The 17782-nt window shown below is 70.7% G+C and carries 16 protein-coding genes; 12 read left to right on the top strand and 4 right to left on the bottom strand.

Annotation, left to right across the window (positions count from 1 at the left end):
* Positions 1 to 73: 73 nt before the first annotated feature.
* The 3 genes from ACGF3A_RS06910 to ACGF3A_RS06900 are packed head-to-tail and all read left to right on the top strand — an operon-like array spanning position 74 to position 3645.
* Positions 74 to 1546: an SCO6880 family protein gene (locus ACGF3A_RS06910; protein ID WP_393726507.1), complete on the top strand. Its 1473-nt coding sequence runs from the start codon at positions 74 to 76 to the stop codon at positions 1544 to 1546.
* 53 nt (positions 1547 to 1599) lie between these two features.
* A complete protein-coding gene (locus ACGF3A_RS06905; RefSeq protein ID WP_393726506.1) occupies positions 1600 to 2055 on the top strand; it encodes a DUF6238 family protein in 456 nt (151 codons plus the stop codon).
* 21 nt (positions 2056 to 2076) lie between these two features.
* Positions 2077 to 3645: an ATP-binding protein gene (locus ACGF3A_RS06900; RefSeq protein ID WP_393726504.1), complete on the top strand. Its 1569-nt coding sequence runs from the start codon at positions 2077 to 2079 to the stop codon at positions 3643 to 3645.
* A 178-nt stretch (positions 3646 to 3823) separates the two neighbouring features.
* On the opposite strand, the gene ACGF3A_RS06895 is transcribed toward ACGF3A_RS06900, so the two are convergent.
* Positions 3824 to 4084 (bottom strand): chaplin family protein, encoded by a 261-nt coding sequence (locus ACGF3A_RS06895; RefSeq protein ID WP_393726502.1) that lies wholly within the window; start codon positions 4082 to 4084, stop codon positions 3824 to 3826.
* A 188-nt stretch (positions 4085 to 4272) separates the two neighbouring features.
* Between ACGF3A_RS06895 and ACGF3A_RS06890 the strand changes: the two genes are divergently transcribed.
* The 9 genes from ACGF3A_RS06890 to ACGF3A_RS06850 all read left to right on the top strand — a co-directional run bounded on the left by ACGF3A_RS06890 (position 4273) and on the right by ACGF3A_RS06850 (position 11540).
* The gene (locus ACGF3A_RS06890; RefSeq protein ID WP_393726500.1) at positions 4273 to 4929 is read left to right on the top strand and encodes a hypothetical protein; all 657 of its coding nucleotides are present in this window, start codon (positions 4273 to 4275) and stop codon (positions 4927 to 4929) included.
* 82 nt (positions 4930 to 5011) lie between these two features.
* Entirely contained in the window at positions 5012 to 5461 is a 450-nt protein-coding gene (locus ACGF3A_RS06885; RefSeq protein WP_393726498.1) for a hypothetical protein, read from the top strand.
* 13 nt (positions 5462 to 5474) lie between these two features.
* Positions 5475 to 5939, top strand: a complete 465-nt coding sequence (locus tag ACGF3A_RS06880; protein WP_393726496.1) for a hypothetical protein — start codon at positions 5475 to 5477, stop codon at positions 5937 to 5939.
* Between the two features lie 33 nt (positions 5940 to 5972).
* A complete protein-coding gene (locus ACGF3A_RS06875; RefSeq protein WP_393726494.1) occupies positions 5973 to 6470 on the top strand; it encodes a hypothetical protein in 498 nt (165 codons plus the stop codon).
* An 11-nt stretch (positions 6471 to 6481) separates the two neighbouring features.
* Entirely contained in the window at positions 6482 to 7213 is a 732-nt protein-coding gene (locus ACGF3A_RS06870; protein WP_393726492.1) for a hypothetical protein, read from the top strand.
* Positions 7214 to 7297: 84 nt separating this feature from the next.
* Positions 7298 to 9094 carry a type IV secretory system conjugative DNA transfer family protein gene (locus ACGF3A_RS06865; protein WP_393726490.1) on the top strand — a complete coding sequence of 599 codons (1797 nt, stop codon included), beginning with the start codon at positions 7298 to 7300 and terminating at the stop codon, positions 9092 to 9094.
* Positions 9095 to 9177: 83 nt separating this feature from the next.
* Positions 9178 to 9384 (top strand): hypothetical protein, encoded by a 207-nt coding sequence (locus ACGF3A_RS06860; protein WP_393726488.1) that lies wholly within the window; start codon positions 9178 to 9180, stop codon positions 9382 to 9384.
* Positions 9381 to 10562, top strand: a complete 1182-nt coding sequence (locus ACGF3A_RS06855; protein WP_393726486.1) for a DnaB-like helicase N-terminal domain-containing protein — start codon at positions 9381 to 9383, stop codon at positions 10560 to 10562. Before ACGF3A_RS06860 ends, ACGF3A_RS06855 begins: the two co-directional genes overlap by 4 nt.
* 177 nt (positions 10563 to 10739) lie before the next feature.
* Entirely contained in the window at positions 10740 to 11540 is an 801-nt protein-coding gene (locus ACGF3A_RS06850) for a hypothetical protein (protein ID WP_393726484.1), read from the top strand.
* A gap of 768 nt (positions 11541 to 12308) precedes the next feature.
* Here ACGF3A_RS06850 and ACGF3A_RS06845 read toward each other — a convergent pair.
* The 3 genes from ACGF3A_RS06845 to ACGF3A_RS06835 all read right to left on the bottom strand — a co-directional run bounded on the left by ACGF3A_RS06845 (position 12309) and on the right by ACGF3A_RS06835 (position 17744).
* A complete protein-coding gene (locus tag ACGF3A_RS06845) occupies positions 12309 to 12641 on the bottom strand; it encodes a transposase (protein ID WP_393726482.1) in 333 nt (110 codons plus the stop codon).
* A gap of 5 nt (positions 12642 to 12646) precedes the next feature.
* Positions 12647 to 13969 (bottom strand): ISL3 family transposase, encoded by a 1323-nt coding sequence (locus tag ACGF3A_RS06840; RefSeq protein WP_393726480.1) that lies wholly within the window; start codon positions 13967 to 13969, stop codon positions 12647 to 12649.
* A gap of 625 nt (positions 13970 to 14594) precedes the next feature.
* Complete coding sequence (locus ACGF3A_RS06835) at positions 14595 to 17744, bottom strand: RHS repeat-associated core domain-containing protein (RefSeq protein WP_393727191.1); 3150 nt, start codon at positions 17742 to 17744, stop codon at positions 14595 to 14597.
* Between the last annotated feature and the right edge of the window lie 38 nt (positions 17745 to 17782).

The following is a 17782-nucleotide window of genomic DNA, read 5'->3' as shown; positions in this document are numbered from 1 at the left end:
CTCCGGCCTCGCCTGGCGGCCCGCCCCCGTCCCTCTCCCTCTCATCTCCTCTGCTTGCAAGGACGGCTCTGCCATGCTCTCCGAGACCTCTCCTTCCGACGGTCCGGTCACCGTGAAGTTCCCCTACCGCACGCGCCGGGGCGTGCTGATGGGCCTTTCCGTACCGCAGTTGCTCGGCGTCGCGACCACCGGCCTGCTCCTCCTCGCGGTACTCCTCGCCTCCGGCGTCCTGGGCGCGCTGAAGCTCATCCCGCTGTGGGCCCTGCTGCTCGCGGGCGTCTTCGTCCGGCACCGGGGACGCTCGCTGGCCGACTGGGCGCCCATCGCCCTGCGCTACGTACTGCGGCGCGCGAAGGGGCAGTTGGTGTGGCTGGCCCGGCCCGCCACCCGGCCCCGCCGCGAGGGGCTGCTGCACCTGCCCGGTACCGCCGCCTCGCTCCGCGTCGCCACCGCCCCCGACGGGCACCTCGGCGCCGTTCATGATCCGCACGCGGGCACGCTGACCGCCGTGGTCCGCGTCTCGGCCCGCGCGTTCGCGCTGCTGGACCCGGCCGCCCAGTCCGCGAACGTCACCGGGTGGGGCCGCACCCTGGCCGCGCTCGCCCGCACCGGCCACGTCGCCCGCGTCCAGGTCCTGGAGCGCACCGTCCCCGACTCCGGTGACGCACTGAACCGGTACTGGAGCGAGCACGGCGACGAGCAGACCCCGCTGGCCGGAGCCGTCTACCAGGACCTACTGCAGGCCGCCGGACCGGCCGCCGCCCCGCACGAGGCGTACGTCGCGCTCGCCCTGGACATGAAGGCCGCCCGACGGTTGATCAACCAGGGTGGGGGCGGGCTCACCGGCGCCTTCGCCGTGCTGGCCCAGCTCACCTCCACCTTCGACCAGGCCGCCCGCAACGCCGGACTCGCCCCCGGCGGCTGGCTGTCCGCAGGCGAGGTCGCCGCCGTGATCCGGACCGCCTACGACCCGGCCTCCTCCGCCGCGCTCGACCAGTGGTCCCCCACCGGGCGCCCGCAGGCCGACCCGGCAGCCGCAGGCCCCGTGGTCCTGGTCGAGAAGAGCGACCGCGTCCAGACGGACACCGCGCACCACGCGACGTACTGGATCGAGAACTGGCCCCGGACCGAGACCTCGCCCGGCTTCCTGCACCAGCTCCTGTTCACCTCCGGCGTGCGCCGCGCCCTCTCGCTCACCTACACGCCCAAGGGCCTGGATTCCGCGCTCAAGGACGTGCAGCGCAAGAAGGCATCCGTCATCGCGGACGCGGCCGAACGCCAGCGCAAGGGCCAGGTCGACTCCGAGGAGGACGCCGTCGAGTACGCCGACGTCAAGGAACGCGAGCGACAGCTCATCGCCGGGCACGCCGACGTCGCCGTCACCGGGCTGCTGACCGTCAGCGCCGAATCCGCGGACGACCTCAACTCCGCCTGCGCCGCGATCGAGACCGCCGCCGTGGCCTCCATGACCGACCTGCGGCGCCTGACCTGGCAGCAGGCCGAAGCCTTCACCACCGCCGCCCTCCCACTCGCCCTCGCCGCCTGACCGGCACCGCGCCGCACCTCTTCCTACCGTGCTCGACCGAAGGTCCCTCCCCCATGCCGACCGACCCTCCGCCCACACCGGCCTCGGACTTCGTGCCGTTCGCCACCGCCGCGCTCGACTTCCACCGCGCGCTCAACCTTCCCGACGCACCCGTCGCCGCCGCCCGCGCCGAGCTGGACTCGCTGCACGCGCACCTGGTCGCCCTCTACCGGCTCTTGGACGCGCACACCACCAGCACCTCCCCCGCCGCCGCCGTCGAGGGCGATCATCTGCGTGCCTGCCGGATCCGGCTGTGGCAGGCCGCCGACCACCTGCACACCGCCTTCCACGCCGCCCCGCTCCCGGACACCGGACGGCCGCCCGCCCGGGAGACGTGCCGGGCCCGGCTGCCCGAGGGGGCGCCCGAACTCACGGTGTGCCAGCGCCACCTGGCCGCCTCCGCCCGGGTGCGCCGGGATCACACCCCCTCCGATCTGCGCGATCCCTTCACCGGCCTCACCCGCCACTGACCCCCAGGAGCACCACCTCGTATGTCCCCCGCGATACGCCCCCGTGCCACCGCCAGCCCGCTGTTCGTCCCGGCCCAGCGCGACCGCCAGGCCGCCCGCGCCGCACGGGCCCGCCTCGCCACCGCCCGCGACCAGGCCCGGCAGACCAACCGCCCCGCCGCCCGCACGGCCAGCTCCGGTCTCGACCCCGAGCTGCGGGCCACCTACCCAGCATCCGGGCGCCCGGGGGTCGCCTCCGCCCGCGGCGGCAGCCTCAAGCTCCCCGCGCATCGGATGACGACCGCGACCGCCTCGGGCGCCTATCCGTTGCTGGCCGAGGGCGGGCTGGGCGCGCACGGCATCTACGTCGGCCGCGACGTCCACGCCGAGGCCGCGTTCTGCTACGACCCGTTCTCCCTCTACGGACGGCTCGACGGGTTCACCAACCCGAACATCCTGCTCGCCGGAGTGATCGGCATGGGCAAGTCCGCCCTGGCCAAATCTCTCGCACTGCGCGCCGTCGCCTTCGGCTACCGCATCTACGTCCCCTGCGACCCCAAGGGCGAATGGACCCTCGTCGCCCGCGAACTGGGCGGCCAGACCATCGCCCTCGGCCCCGGCCTGCCCGGACGCCTCAACCCCCTGGACGCCCCCGCACGCCCGAACGGGATCAGCGAGGAGGACTGGCGCACCGAGGTCCGCAAGCGCCGCCTGCTCCTGCTCGGCTCCCTCGCCAAGACGGTGCTGCGGCGCGAGCTGCACCCCATGGAGCACACCGCGCTCGACGTCGCCCTCGACGAGGTCGTCGCGCATGCCGAGGCAAGCGGGGGCACGCCGCTACTCGGGCAGGTCGCGCACGTCCTCGGCTCACCGGACCAGCTTGACGCCGCGCTCGGCGAGTCCTCCGGCCGCCTGGGGAACGCCGCCGAGGACCTCGCCCACGCCCTGCGCCGCATGGTGCACGGAGACCTGGCCGGAATGTTCGACGCAAAGTCGACCGTCGCCTTCGACCCGAGCGCGCCGATGCTCTCGATCGACCTGTCCCGCCTGGGCGGCGCGGGCGACGACACCGCCCTCGTGCTGGCCATGACGTGCGCGAGCGCGTGGATGGAATCCGCGCTCGCCGACCCAGGCGCCGGACGGCGCTGGGTGATCTACGACGAAGCCTGGCGCGTCATGCGCCACGTCGCCCTGCTGGAGCGCATGCAGTCGCAGTGGAAGCTCTCCCGCGGCCTGGGCATCGCCAACATGATGGTCATCCACCGGCTGTCCGACCTGCTGACCGCAGGCGACGCCGGATCACGCGGACGCGCCTTGGCCGAGGGCCTACTCACCGACTGCTCCACGCGGATCATCTACCGCCAGGAAGCCGACCAGCTCGCCGCAGCCACCGCCCTCCTCGGCCTGACCGGCGTCGAGGCCCAGGCTGTCTCCGCCCTCACCAAGGGACGCGGCCTGTGGAAAGTCGCAGGCCGGAGCTTCATCACGCAGCATCTCCTCCACCCGCACGAGCGCGAACTGTTCGACACAGACGCCCGGATGCACGGCATCCCCGACGGGGTCCCGGCTTCCGAGCGGGGAACGGACGCGAACCCACGGGAGAGGTCCTGATGAAGGGGCTCGCCACGCGCGTGGTTGCCCGAACCCTTGACTTCACCTTGGCAAGCACGGGCACCGGCGGCCCGGTCCCAGTAGGCGGCTCTCGTACTGGACGTGGGCACCCGCTGGTGCGGGTGCCCACGGGGCCCGGTGGGGATTTGGCTCCGCTGCGGGCCCGTCAGACCAACGACTACGTGGTCGCGCCGGGCTGGCCTGGTGCTGCACAGGGGTTGCCGAGTGCGGCGTTGAGGACGGCGTGGCTAGCGACAACGTCGTTGCACTTGGCGGTGGGCACGAGAACTGGCGCGATCACCGGAGCTGGCGAACCGTTGCCGGGGCCGTTCACGGCCGCGCCCTGAGCATTCCCGCCACCGGCGGCAGCGGTGCCGGCTCCGGCGAGGACGGAGGTGGCCGCCAGCGCAGTAGCGGCGAGGGTGGTGCGAACGGGCATGGATTCTCCTTCGGGGGGGGTAGCCCGACAACTCTCCCCGCACTGAGCACGCAATCGCGCCTCCCTCGGATGAGCAGCGCGAACCACTCCTTCAGAGGACAACCGCTGCTGTGGACCGTCGATCAAACCCGCCGCGAGACGCGGCCACCCCACTCACCATCCGACCCAACCTTGCGAAGGAGCCCAAGATGCCGCTTGATCCGACGACCCGCGAATCCCTCCTCGCCGCGATCCCCGAGGCCGCCGAGCAAGGGCGCAAGGCCCAAGAGGACTGGAACGCCGTCTCCGACAGCCTGTGCGACGAGAACCACGAACCGCTCGATGAGCGGTACGACGTGCGCCAGCACCAGCGAGACGCCGAAGCCTGGGCAGCCTTCGAGCCCTTCCTCGACCACGGCCCCGAGCTGCTCGCCCAAGCCGAGACCGACTTCCGCACCCTCCACCAGAGCGACGGGAGCCCGGACTTGGAAACCATCGCGCGACGCAGGCATCAGCTCACCGAACTGCGCCACGCCGTCGAAGGGGGTCGGCGGGAGCGTGCCGCCTGGGAGTGGGTGAACGAGATGATCCTGCCCGGGCCCGAAGGCGACGAGCTGCGGCGCAGGACGGAGATCTCGCGCAACGCCGAAGGGTGGCACTACGCGATCACGTTCGCCGACCATGCCGACGTCCTGGTCGAGATCGACCAAGCGATCCGCCACCATTCGGACTCCCGTGACGCGCGCACGGCTCAGGCCAATGCCGCGCGCACCCGTTCCACCAACGCACCCGCTACGACGCCACCCGTCGAGGGTCCGGCGCCCGGCACTCCGTCCCCTCCTGGCCGGACGCACCGGACGCGCTAGCGGAAATCTCCGGCACCGCCAAATCCCGCATTCCCGCAGATCCTCGCCCCCGGTATGTCCCCGATCCAGCGAGGTGCAGCTCGTGGCGGAAGCTCCGCACATCACCATCGGCCACCACCCCCAAGTCGGCGTCGTAGCCGCCCCTTCCCGCGACCACCACGTCACCGACCACCTGCTTCGCCGATTGGGCTTCGAACGCCTCGACGACAGCGACCTCTACGTCCTGGCAGATCCCGCTCGCGATCCGGTACGCCGCACCCAGCTCGCCGTCCAGGCGCTACGCGCCGCGCGCCAGAGCGTCAGCGCCGACGCCGCCTACGACCTTCATCCCGGCGAGCATCCGTCCCCGCCCGGTGATCCGACGAAGGCGCCGCCCTTCGCGACGGCTTCCGCCCAGCAGCGACGGGTTCAAGCGGCAACCGCCAGCTCGCCCGCCCGCAGGGGCATCGCCGTCACGCCGTCCACGCCGCCGGTCGAGCACTCGCACCGGCCCAGCCCGGCCGCCACCCAGCAACCAGCACCCCACCTCTAGGAGAAACGTTCCTGTGTCCTCGCAGCTTGAGCCGGACGTCGCCTTCGGCGCCACCCGCGAATTCGGGATCGCCGCTACGGTCGCCGATGACCGGCCGTTCCTCAACGAGGTCCTGCGCAAGCACCACTTCGCCTTCGAGCCCCGGCTGAACGTGTACCTGCTGCCGCCCGAGACGACCTACGACGACGCGGTGAAGAACATGGCCGCCGCCACACGCGAATTCCAGGCTGCGGGACTGTCGGTCGCAGCTGATCCCCGCGCCGTCGTGCCGCCCGGCCCTGCCGGTCCCACGCACACTCCCGCCCACTCCGAAGCCGCCGGACCCGGGCCGCAGGAGGAGCGCCGGGAAGGCCACGCCTCGCGCTCCCGCGCCGCTTTGGCCGCCTCGCCTCAGCGTCCCGCCCCTACGCCGAAGCCCGCGCCCCCGTCCCCGCGCGCGGCAACCCAGCCGCCGACCGGCAACCGCCGGACCCGCTGATCACGCCCTCTTCGCTCAGTAAGGAGCCTGCCGATGCCCGTGAAGAAGATCTGGTCCATCGACCACGCCTGCGGCCACGCCGTCGAAGCCGACCTGTCCGACCGTGCAGCCGACCGGCGTGCCGGATACGCACGCTGGCTCGCCTCCCGGGACTGCGCCGAGTGCTGGCGCGCCTCGAAGAGCCAGGACTCCGTGTCTTTGGCGGAGTGGCTGGCGCACAAGCGCGCCGAGGAAGCGGCCGAGGCCGAGGCATGGGCCGAGCAGTACCGGATGCCGCCTCTGGAAGGCAGCGACCGCGCGGTCGACTGGGCGGCCCGCTGCCGCCACCAGCTCGTCACCGCCGCCTACACCGTGCTCGTCGCCGAGGGCGACATGGAAGAGAGTGCGTGGCAGGCCATCGAGGAGGCCGTTCGGCCGCTGACCCGGGCGGGGTGGTGGATCGACAACCGCGAGGCCGACCCGGCGGATCTGCCCGAGCTGCTGGAGGCCGCCGGTGAGGCCGACCACCCCACTGAGAACCCCCACTTCTGAGGGGCGGGCCAGTGCCTCAGCCTCCCGAAGTCGCCATCACCCGGCTCAACGACAACCATGTTGTCGCCGAGATCGTGGACGAGCGCTCCGCCCAGCTCGTCGCCACCGTCGGCTTCCGCCCAGATCAGCAGCCCGGTCCGGCCCGCTATCACCTGCCACGCGCCATCCCCGAAGAAGCCCGTCGGTGGGGAGCGAGCCTCGCGACGCGGCTTCTGGCCCAGGAGGGCTACGCGGTCGCCCTCGACCCCACCCTCCAGGACGCGCGGCTTCAGCCCGACGCCCCGCAGGACAACTACGCCGCCGGTCGCCACGTACGCGACCTGACCGTACGGATGAACGGCGCGCACACCTACGCACGCGCCAAGCACCACACCGACCAGGTACTCCACCCCGACTTCGGGGTCCTGGCCCGGCTGGGCGAGTTCTTCGAAGCCGCCGCCGAACAGGCCAGGGACTCCGAGACCGACGAGGGCTGGGAGCTGCACTCCCGGTTCATGGAGGCCGCCGACACGCTCACCGGCCTGCGGGACGAGCTGGACGACGCCTCCGAGGAACTGCGCAGCCTCGGCCTGCCCCGGCAACTTCGTGAACTGGGCCCGCCCGAGCCGCCGCACTGGCGCGACCGCGTCGAGCGCTACAACGCCACCGCGCCCACGCGCCCGACCGCCCCCGGCCCCGACGTGATCGTCACCCGCCCGGCACCACCCGTCTCGCCCGCCCCGTCCCCGCGCCGCCACCGCTAGGAGCACGCCCGTGATCACCCGCAGAGCCCCCGGCCCGCCCCGCGCTCCCCCACCGCTCGACCTCGCACGTTCTGGGATCTCGTCTTGTCTGAAGCGCGTACCAGGACTCCGTCGGCCACCACCGGTACGGACGTCCTGCTCTATCTCCTGCTCACCCTCGCCGCCCTCGGGATCGGCAGCGGCAATCTCGGCTGGCTGTTCGGCAATCTCGCCAACGCCGCCTTCGGCTCGGGCGGCTGGGCCGCCTACGCACCGAACCAGGCCCTCTTCCATCCAGAAGTCCTGTGGCCCCACCTGCCCCGGCTCGCGCTGCTCACCGCCTGCTACGGCATCCCCGCCGTGTTCCTGCTCACGGCCGCCGGAATCGGGACGAAGCTCTGGCTGCGCTTCCGCTCCGACAAGAAGGGGCTCGCCGACCGCCGCGAGTTGGGGGACCTGCTCCCGAAGAAGGCCGCCGCGAAGGCCACAGGGCTGCGCCCCAGCCTCCAGGACACGAAGCCGGCCGACGTCGCCCCCGACGATCGCGGGGTTCTGCTCGGCTCGCTGAAGCCCGGCTCGGCCGAGGTGCGCTCCTCCTGGGAGGACGTCCTCCTGGCGATCATGGCACCCCGCTCGGGCAAGACCTCAGGGCTGGCAATACCCGCGATCCTGCGGGCGCCGGGCGCGGTGCTGCTGACGTCCAACAAGGCGGCGAACGACGCCTACACCACCACGCTCGACGAACGCGCCCGCCTCGGCACGGTCTGGACGCTGGACCCGCAGCAGATCGCGCACGCCGAGCAGACGATGTGGTGGGACATCCTCGCGGGCGCCCAGGACCTGACCGGCGCCCGACGGCTCGCCCAGCACTTCGTCACCGCCTCCGTGGACGAGTCCAGCGCCGGGGACTTCTGGGCGACGGCCGCCGCCAACACCCTCACCGCGCTCTTCCTCGCCGCCGCCCGCGGGGGACGGCCGGTCACCGACGTGACGGCCTGGCTCGCCTCCCCTTCCGACCGCACACCGATCGATCTGCTCACCGATGCCGGCCTGGACGCGGTGGCCGCGCAGTTGCAGGGCACCGTCGCCGGGGCCGTCGAGACGCGGGACGGCATCTTCGAGAACGCCCGGCAGTACGCGAGCTGCCTGCTGGACCCACACATCGCCGCCTGGGTCACCCCGCCCCAAGACGGCACGGAGCTGCGGGAGTTCAGGCCGGAGGACTTCTCGCGCAGTACGGACACGTTGTATCTACTGTCCAAGGACGGCGGCGGCTCCGCCTCGGCGATCATCGCGGCGGCGGCCGACGCGGTGATGTGCGCGGCCGTCATCCAGGCCGAACGCGACGGCGGACGCCTCGACCCTCCGCTGTTGAGCGTCCTGGACGAGGCCGCGAACGTGTGCAAGATCCAGGACTTGCCCGACCTGTACTCCCACCTCGGGTCGCGCGGGGTCATCCCGATCACGATCCTGCAGTCCTACCGGCAGGGTCAGCGGGTGTGGGGCGAGACCGGGATGGATGCCCTGTGGAGTGCGGCGACGATCAAGCTGATCGGTTCCGGCATCGATGACGCGGACTTCGCCGACAAGCTCTCCCGCTTGGCGGGCGATCACGACGTGCAGACCCTCTCGGTCTCCTCCAGCGACTCCGGCCACTCCTCCTCGGTCTCCATGCGCCAGGAGCGGGTGCTCCCGCCCGACAAGATCCGGGCACTGCCCAAGGGCAGTGCCCTGCTGCTGGCGACCGGCGTCCGACCGGCCCTGCTGGACCTGAAGCCCTGGTACCGCGAGCACGATGCCGACCGGATCGGCGCCGCCTCGAAGAAGGCGACCGCCGCCATCACCGCACGTGCGCTGGCCAAGGACCTCCCCCGCCGCGACCAGTACGGACCCGCCGCATGACCGCAGCTTCGGGAACCGCACCCCGGCTAGACGCACGGCCACCGCCGCGTCCGCCCACCCCTCTCCTCTCGCCGAGGTGCCCCATGTTCTCTCCCGCCCCATCCCTGTCCCCGTCTTCGCGCGCCGGGCAACTCGCCGATGTCCCCGTCGTACGCGGATCCGGTGGCTGGTGGCTGATCGCCGCCAGCGGTGCCGTCGCCGCCGATCCCGTCTTCGACCATGTGCTCGATCGTCATGCCGTCGATCTCGCGGCGGCGGACCGTGCAGTTGAAACCGTGGAGCAGGGGTGAGCGAGTCGCCGCTGGTGCAGGCCGAGCAGGCCGTGCTCGGCGCGGTGCTGCTGGAGCCGCGCCAGCTCGGCCGCCTGGCCGGGTGGCTGCGCCCCGAGCACTTCTACCGCCCCGCCCACGCTGCCCTGTACACGGCGATGCTCGACCTGCGCTCTCAGGAGCATCCCGCCGCGAAGGCGCGGCCGGGTGAGCCGGTGCCGATCTCCTGGGTCACTGGTGTCCTGGAGAGGGCGGGCGCGCGTACCCGCGGGGTGACGGCCGCGTACGTGCACTCTTTGGCTTCGGCTTGCCCGCGTCCCGCGCACGCGCCGGTCTACGGGCGGATGGTGCTGGAGGGCGCCATCCACCGCAGCGTCGCCGAGCATGGCCACCGCCTGCACCAGGCCGCCCGCGAGGACGCGGCCCGCGGCGCCGGAGTCGCCGCGACCCTCCATCACGCGCAGGTCCTGGCCGACGTCCTAGACGACCTCGGTCACCGCTGGGGCACCGGGCCCCGCCCCGCACACGCCCCGACACCGCAGGCGGCCCCTCGACCCGCTCGGGGTCCGGCGGACGAGCGCGTCCGGGAAGTCGAGGAGTCTCTCCTCGGCGCGCTCGCCACCCACCCGCGACAGATGCGGGAGGTGGTCGGTTGGCTGCGACCGGAGGACTTTTCCGACCCGGGGCACGGGCACCTCTACCGCGCTTTGGGAGGGCTGCACCACCGGGGGGAGCCGATCGACGCGCTGACCGTGCTGTGGGAGTGCCAGCGCCGGGGAACGCTCGCCGACGGCACGCTGGACGCCGAGCGCGTCCGCGCCACGTGCGCGAGTGCGGCCGGAGGTTCGGCCGACTACTTCGCCGAGCAGATCCTCGACGCCTCCGTGCTGCGCACCGCCGCCGTCTCCGCCCGGCGCATCCGCGGCCTGGCCGACGACGAGGCGCTCGCCCCCGGCCCGCTGATCCACCGGGCCGCTGCCGCTCTCGTGCCACTCGACGAGGTCCGCCGACGGCGCACTGTCGGAGAAGGCGAACCGGATCCCGGCGCCACGAAGCCGCCGGGGGCACGTCCGGAAGCTCGTGCTGCCGCTGCTCGTGTCCGCACCACCGCGCCCTCCGCCGGTACAAAGCCGTCGTCGAGCGCGAGCATGCCGTCCCGCTCGGTGCGCCCCGTGCGCCCTCATAGGAGCCCGTCGTGACCACCTCCCGACTCTTCACCGCAGCCGATGAGTTGCGGACCGCCTCCGCCCCCGCTCGGAAGGACAACGTGACCGCAGCCGCTCCGGATACTCCGCGTGCCGACCTCCGCAGACGTGCGTCGACGCCGAGCACCCCGCCCAATCCCCTTCCCCTAACGCACCCGCAGGAGACTCCTCTTGAACGACAACGGTCACCAGGCCCAGACCCAGGCCGAGCAGCAGCACATGCTGCGTCGGGCCGAAGAGCTGACCCGCGCACACGACCAGCTTCATGTACCGGACGCGCCGGACGACCTGCCCGACGTCTCCGATCATCTGGACGAGTTGGCCAGGCTTGTGCAGGACCTGTCCGCGCGCATCCGGGGGCACGCCGAACCCGGGCAGGACGCCGAGGAGCCCGAGCTGCACGAGGATGCGGCCTTCTACTGGTCCTGGGCTGCCAAGCGGCTGGCCCACGCCACGGGTCTCTACGCGGCGGCCTGCCACAACATCACGCTCATACGCCGGAGCGCCCGTCGGCACGGAGAGCACCCTGCGCATGCCTTCATCCGCCGGGGCGCCTTCGCCGAGTCGCAGCAGCACCTCACGCACACCCGCGACGGCCTGATCTCGGCGCGGGCCGCTCTGGAGATTGGCGCCGAGCGCCTCGGCGAATCCGACTCTCGCCTCCAGGCCGCCCGCTCCCGCTCTCCGCACGTGCACGGTGATCCGGCAGCGGACGGCTCCGGTCCGGTGATCGGGAGCTTGTGCTCCGGGTACGGCGGCCTGGACCTGGGCGTCCAGGCCGCCCTCGGCGGCACCCTGGCCTGGCACGCCGAGGTGGACCCCGGCGCCTCCCGGATTCTCGCTCGCCACTGGCCCGGTACGCCGAACCTAGGCGACATCACCACGGTCAACTGGGCCGACGTACCGGAGGTGTGTGGTTCTGTAACCGAGGGTGGGAGTCGTTCTGAAGTGACTGTGGGAGTCACCTGCTGACCGAGTTTGCGATGTCACTTTGTTTTGACGTCGCTGGAGGGCTTGCGGTGGGAGTGTGCAGTGTGCTTCTGCCGCAGGAGGTCCGATGGGGACGTCGCAGTCGAAGGTTGATCTGTATGCGGAGATCCGCCGGGATCACCGCCACAACGGGCTGTCGCAGCGAGCTTTGCAGTGCAAGTACAACGTCACGTGGCGAACGGTGCGGCGGGCGCTGGACGGGCAGTGGCCGCAGGAACGCAAGAGACCGCACAGCCGTGGGTCGCGCTTGGACGCCTACAAGGCACTCGTCGATGACATGCTGCGGGCTGATTTGGACGCGCCGGCGAAACAGCGGCATACCGCTCAGCGAATCTTCGACCGGCTGGTGGACGAGCACGATGCCCAGGACGTCTCCTATGCGATGGTCCGCACCTATGTGAAGTCCCGGCGCGCGGAGGCGGCTGCCTGCGCGGAGCCGGCCAGGCCGAGGTCAGTGCCTGACGGACAACCCGTCGATGCACGTTGTACTTTCGAGCCAGGGCGCGGATGGACAGCTGCCCGGTACGCGAGTCCCGACGGATCGCGGCATACAACTCGACCTTGGACTTCGGCGGCATCGTTGCCCCCAGGTGGCGCTTCGCCCGCCAATCGTCCCACTGCGTAGCTATGGGTGGGGCCAGTTCAGCTGGACACCGAGTTACCGATCACATCAGTGGGGCCGTCCGTCCCGTTCCGGAGGGGCCACCAAACGGTTCTGGCACAGATCTTGGGGGGGGCGGTCGCGGAGGGTCACTGATGCAGGATCAGTTTCCGGAGGAGTTCGAATCCGGATCGTCCGTAAAGCTGTCTTTTGATCTTCTTGATGCGGTTCACGGCGCCCTCGGTTCCGCCGGAGCTGTAGGGCACGGTCAGACCAGCAGCGACCGCGTCGTGGTCGCTGTGCAGGCTCCGGGCGAACCCGCGCAGCCCCGGCAGACCGCTGGCCTCGACCTCGGTGATCCACGCGTCCAGGTGGTCTCCGCGGCGTTCGGTGAGCATCTGTCCGAAGGCACGGATGTGTCTCTCGGCGGCCTGGAGATCGGGACACTGCGCGAGGGCAGTCTTGACCTGGAGGGATTCCACCTCGCTCAGAGTCTCCGGGTGGCGGGTGAGCCATCCGGTGACCTGCCGGGTGTGGGCGGGGCCGGTGCAGGGGCACCGGGCGGGGTGCTGCGCCGGTCGGCCACGTGGTCGCGCACCGCGGCGTAGCCGCCGGTGTAGCCGCGGGCGGTGATCTCCCGGTGCAGGGCACGGGCGTTGGCGCAGCTCTCGGCGATGCGCTGGTCAAGGTAAGTCCGGTATGGGTCCACGTGGCTGGACCGGGGGCGGCGGCCGGTGAGCATGTCCTGCCAGCGGGCGGCGCGGGCGTAGCGCTGGACGGTGTGTCGGCCCCAGCCCAGGTGCCGGGCGATGGCCCGGATGCCGTGGCCTTGGGCCAGCAGGGTGTGGACCAGCGTGTGCGCGGCGCGCTTGCGTTCGGCGAGCCGTCCCTGGAGGTGGTGGTCGGCTCCGGTCGCGGGGTCGGCCGGGTCGACCGCCTCGGGCGGCGGTGGGGCCAGTGGCCGCAGGCAGCCGCGGTGAGCGACCACGGTCTTCTCCACAGCCTGGCCAAGGTTCTGCCACAGGTGGAAGCGGTCGGCGACCTGCTGCGCGTCGGGAGCCCTGATGCGGGCGCCTTCCGCGTAGGCGCTTGCCCGGTCCCGGCAGATGACCTCCACCCCCGGGTGGGCAGTCAGCCACGCGGTCAGCGGCCCGGCGTCGCGGGTCGGGAGCACATCAACCACACGATGGGTTTCTCCGCAGGTCAAGACGGTGGAGTAGGTCTGGCCCCGGCGGACCGCGAAGTCGTCCACTCCCAACACGCGCGGCGTGCTGGGCTGCGGGTCCGGCAGGGCCATGACCCTGCGCAGCAAGGTCATCCGTCCGGCGCGGAGTCCCAGTTGAGCGGCCAGCCGGGCACCGGCCCGCCCGGCCAGTGCCAGCCCGACGCGTTCCAGGACGCGGTCCAGTCGCGCAGTGACACGCGCGTACGGGGCAGTCAGCCCGGGAAACGGCTCGGCAAATGTGCGGCGCGGGCAGTTCTGCGCGCCGCACATGAAACGCCGGACCGTCAGATGAATCACGACACTCTGCTCACCGAGCGGGAGGTCCTTTAACCTGCGCTCGTAGGAGTCGTGTACCCGGCCGGAGAAGCGACCGCAGTCCGGACACGTCGCCCCAGTCGCACGGCCTCTGGCCAGCACATCGACCGTGCCGACGGCAGCAGTCACCCCCTCAACGTCCACGTCGTCGATCCCGGCGAACACGAGAGAGTCCCAAAACGATGCGTCGGCCTGCATGACCAGCACCGTCACCGACCACGGCCCAACGCGGGGGAACCAGTCGAGTACCTGACGGAGCGTCATTCCCATCGGCACAACGGCAGGCGTGCGCGGTCTCACCCGAGCCCGAACTTCACAATCGAACACTGCGGTCACCCTCCGCGACCGCCCCCCCAAGATCTGTGCCAGAACCCAGAAGACTCGTTCCTATTCACCCGCGCCGCCGATCTCGATACAACACAGCAAGACGGATCAGCCGGGCCGGGCCCGCTCACATCCCAGAATTGCGGCGCTTGCTCACGCGTCTCACCTACGGCACTCACCGCCGCGCCGACGTGTCCTGCACTGGTTCCCGAGGACGATGCCGAGGCCATGAGATGCCCTTCGCCCAACCACTTCCCTGCGGGCGGAGAAGAGAGGGACCAGCGGTACGCGCAAGTGCTCCGAAGCCCGGCGGACGGGAATGCCTGCCGAGCTTCGGAGCCTACAGATTCGACCCGAATCACTACGCTGATTCCGTGATGTTGGGACTCAGCGAGTTCCCCTGTTTCTTACAAGCCGCCAGATTCCGACAGCTAGATAGGAAACCCCAGCACAGGCTGCAGCCCACACGATGTACCACAGAGCCTCCATCGAACTCTGTTCAATCTTGTCGTGCACTGCAGGCAAACTGGCGATCAGGAGCGCGAGTGCGACCCCGAGCCGGATGTAGCTGTCAGGATGAACCATTGCTCGCCTCTCGGGCGCCCCGGTAGAGCCCGGTACCGAAACCGCCGAACGCACCGATCGTTCCTCCTGGGACTGCGCCCGCTACGCATCCTTCCGACCAGGTCGCGATGCAGCCCGTGATGGCTCCCGCCATGAAGCCGTCAATTGACATTTCCACAGCAGGCTTGAGCCAATCGGGAAGTTCAACGTCGATACCGAAGAGCAACCCGCTGGGGTCAGTGTGATTGGTGGGATCACCTGCGGCGTAGAGGTAGGGGTTGGCCTCTAGACCCGACGGGTCGGGTTGGGTGAAGCGGCCGGTGTGGGTGTCGTAGTAGCGGGCGGCGTTGTGGTAGAGCTGCGTGGGATCCTGGTAGCTGCCCGCGAAGCGGTAGGGCTGGGGGACCTTTTCGGTGGCGTTGGTGACACCTCTCGGGCTGTAGTAGTAGGAGTTGACCTTTTCACCCTGGTCGTTGACGACGGCTTCGGTGGAGCCGATGGCGTCGGTGAGGTAGTAGTAGCTCTTTCCGCTGGTGCGGAAGGAGTTGAGGATCCCGCCCGTTTCGCGGGTGAAGGTCATGTCCACTCCGCCAGTGGTCTGTGCGGAGAGGCCGAGCGGGCCGTGGTGCAGGGCGGTGTCGCCGAACTGGACGCGTTCGGAGTTGTCCGTGCTGGCGTACTTGACCTGGAACTCCTTGCCGCCCTGGGTGAGCGCGGTGTTCTGCGAGAAGTCATTCCATTTGCTGTCCGTACGCGCGCTGCCTGCCGTCGGAGCGCCCGCTGTCTCGTTGCCTGCTTTGTCGTACGACCAGCCGTCCGCGGAACCGTTCTTGGCGGTGATCTGGGAGGCGTCGTTGTAGTCGTACGTCGTCCCGCCCGGGCAGCCCGCCTTGATGCCCTGCGAGGTCAGGTTGCCTGCCTTGTCGTAGCAGTACAGCCAACTGTCGTTCGTCGTCGCGCCCTTGATCTCCTTGGTGAAGGTCAGGCGCCCGGCCGAGTCGTAGTCGTAGGCGCGCTTGAGACCGTTCGCGGCGTCGGTGCGGGTGCGGATCTTGCTGCCGTCTACCTGCTTGCCCCCGGCCGTGTAGGCGTAGGAGTAGGACAGGTCCGTCAGGACGCCCTTGGTGGTGGAGGTGGCCTTGATCTTCACGGGGCGGTTGGACTTGTCGCGCTCGGTCGTCTCGACGGTGCCGCCGGGGAAGCTGGTCTTGGTGCGTGCGTCGTTGGCGTTGTAGTCGTACTCGGTCTTCTTGCCCTGCGGGTCGGTGAGGGTGAGCAGCTTGTGGGTTTTGCTGTAGGTGTACTTCACCGTGCCGTTCGGGTCGGTGTACGACTCGACGTTGCCCTCGGGGCTGTAGGTCAGCACGGTTTGGGAGCCGTCCTGGAGGGTGCGGATCGTCTCGCGGTTGAGTGGGTCGAAGGCGTACTTGGTGATGCCGGTGGCGTCCGAGCGCTGGGTGACGTTCCCGTCCCCGTCATAGCTGTACTCGGCCCAGGCCGTGGGACCGGCGACCTTCGTGAGGCGGTCGCGGTGGTCGTAGGCGTACGTGGTCTTCGTGCCCCGGCCGTCGGTGGAGGTGACCGGGCGTCCGGCCTCGTCGTAGGTGTAGCTGGTCGCGCCCAGTGGGGTGGGCGGGGTGACCTTATCCAGGTTGCCCTTGGTGTCGTAGTGGAACGTCGTCGCCTTGCCGTTCGCGTCCTTCACCTCGCACCGCTGCCCCTCGAAGCCGCCGCAGGTGGGGGACTGGGGGTTGTAGGCGAAGGTGCGGGTGCCGCCCTGCTCCCCGGCCACCGTTTCCTTGGTGGTGTTGCCCGCGTCGTCGTAGGTGTAGCTGACGCTTGTGCCGTTCGCGTCCGTCGTCTTGCCGGGCACGTCCGCCCCGGCGATGGTGCGGTAGCCGGTCAGCGCCGAGGTCGCGCCGGTCGGGAGCTTGGCGGTGGTGGGGTTGGAGCGGGCGTCCCAGCCATACGTGGTCACGTTCGCCGGATCGCCGCCGACGCCCATCGCATCCGAGGCGGTCTCCACGTTGCGGTTCGCGTCGTACGTACGGTCGCGGTTGCGCCCGAGCGCGTCGGTGACCTTGGTGACCTCGCCGTCGGCGGTGTGCGCGTAGGTGGTCGTGTTCCCGGCCGGGTCGGTGACCTTCGTCGAGCCCGCCTTGTTCGGGGCGTCGGCGGAGTAGCTGTAGGTGTAGGTCGGGCCCGTCTCGCCGGAGCCGTCGAAGTGCGTGGCGCGCTTCATGGAGGTGACGCGGTTCTTCGTGTCGTAGGTGAAGACCGTCACCCGCCCCTCCGGTGTCGACAGCTTCGTCACGCGGCCGTCGGCGTCGTAGCCGAAGCTGGTGGCCTTGCCCTCGGTGTCGGTGGTCTTGGCCAGGTTGCCTGCCGCGTCCAGGTCCATCACGACCGTGCGGCCGGTGTTGTCCTTGGCCTGCCACTGCGCCGTGTCCGTCTTGACCAGGTCCACGAACCGCCCGGAGCGCACATCCGTCAGCTTGAAGCCCTTGTGCTCGGCGCCCTGGTCGTGCTGCTCGACGCGGACCTCACCGCCGTTGCGGTCGGTGACCTTCGTCAGCGTGCCGCCCTCGCTGTAGGTATCCTTCGCCCCCGAGGCACGGTCGGTGAGCACGTAGGTCTTGTCGGCCTTCTGCTCCAGGTCGAGCCGGTAGCCCTTCGGCGTGGTGAAGGTCCCGTCGGCCTTCTTGGCGAAGGAGACCGAGCCGCCGCTCGCGTCGTACAGGACGGCCTTGTTCTCCTCCGGCAGAATCCGCAGGTAGCGCTCGTACCCCTGCCACCAGCGGCGCGAAACCTTGCCCCACGGGGCGTCGAGGGAGTTGTACGTACGGGCGAGCCGGAGGGAGGGGCCCACTCCGGCCACGTCGAAGTCGGTCGCGGCCAGCATCAGATTGCCCGTCGAGTAATTCACCCGGGCGACCAGGGCGTCCGTCACGCGTACGTCGGAGATCTGCTGCCAGGGCACCTGCCCCTGCCCGGACGGTACAAACTCCGCCTCCGGGGCGGCCAGCTTCTCCCGCTCCTTGACCGGGGCCTCGGCCCGCTTCTCCTGGGCCTTGCGCCAGTCGGTCACGGCCTTGGGCGGGGCGACCTCACGCTTCGCGCCCGGCGCCTTGGTCTTGCCCACCTTCACGGCGGGCATCTTCGCCTTCGCCCCGTCCTTGCCCCAGGCCGAGGACG

It is taken from the genome of Streptomyces sp. NPDC048172 (assembly GCF_043202595.1).
Taxonomy (GTDB): domain Bacteria; phylum Actinomycetota; class Actinomycetes; order Streptomycetales; family Streptomycetaceae; genus Streptomyces.
The sequence above is the reverse complement of the archived record's forward strand: the minus strand, read 5'-3'. Positions and strand labels throughout refer to the sequence as shown.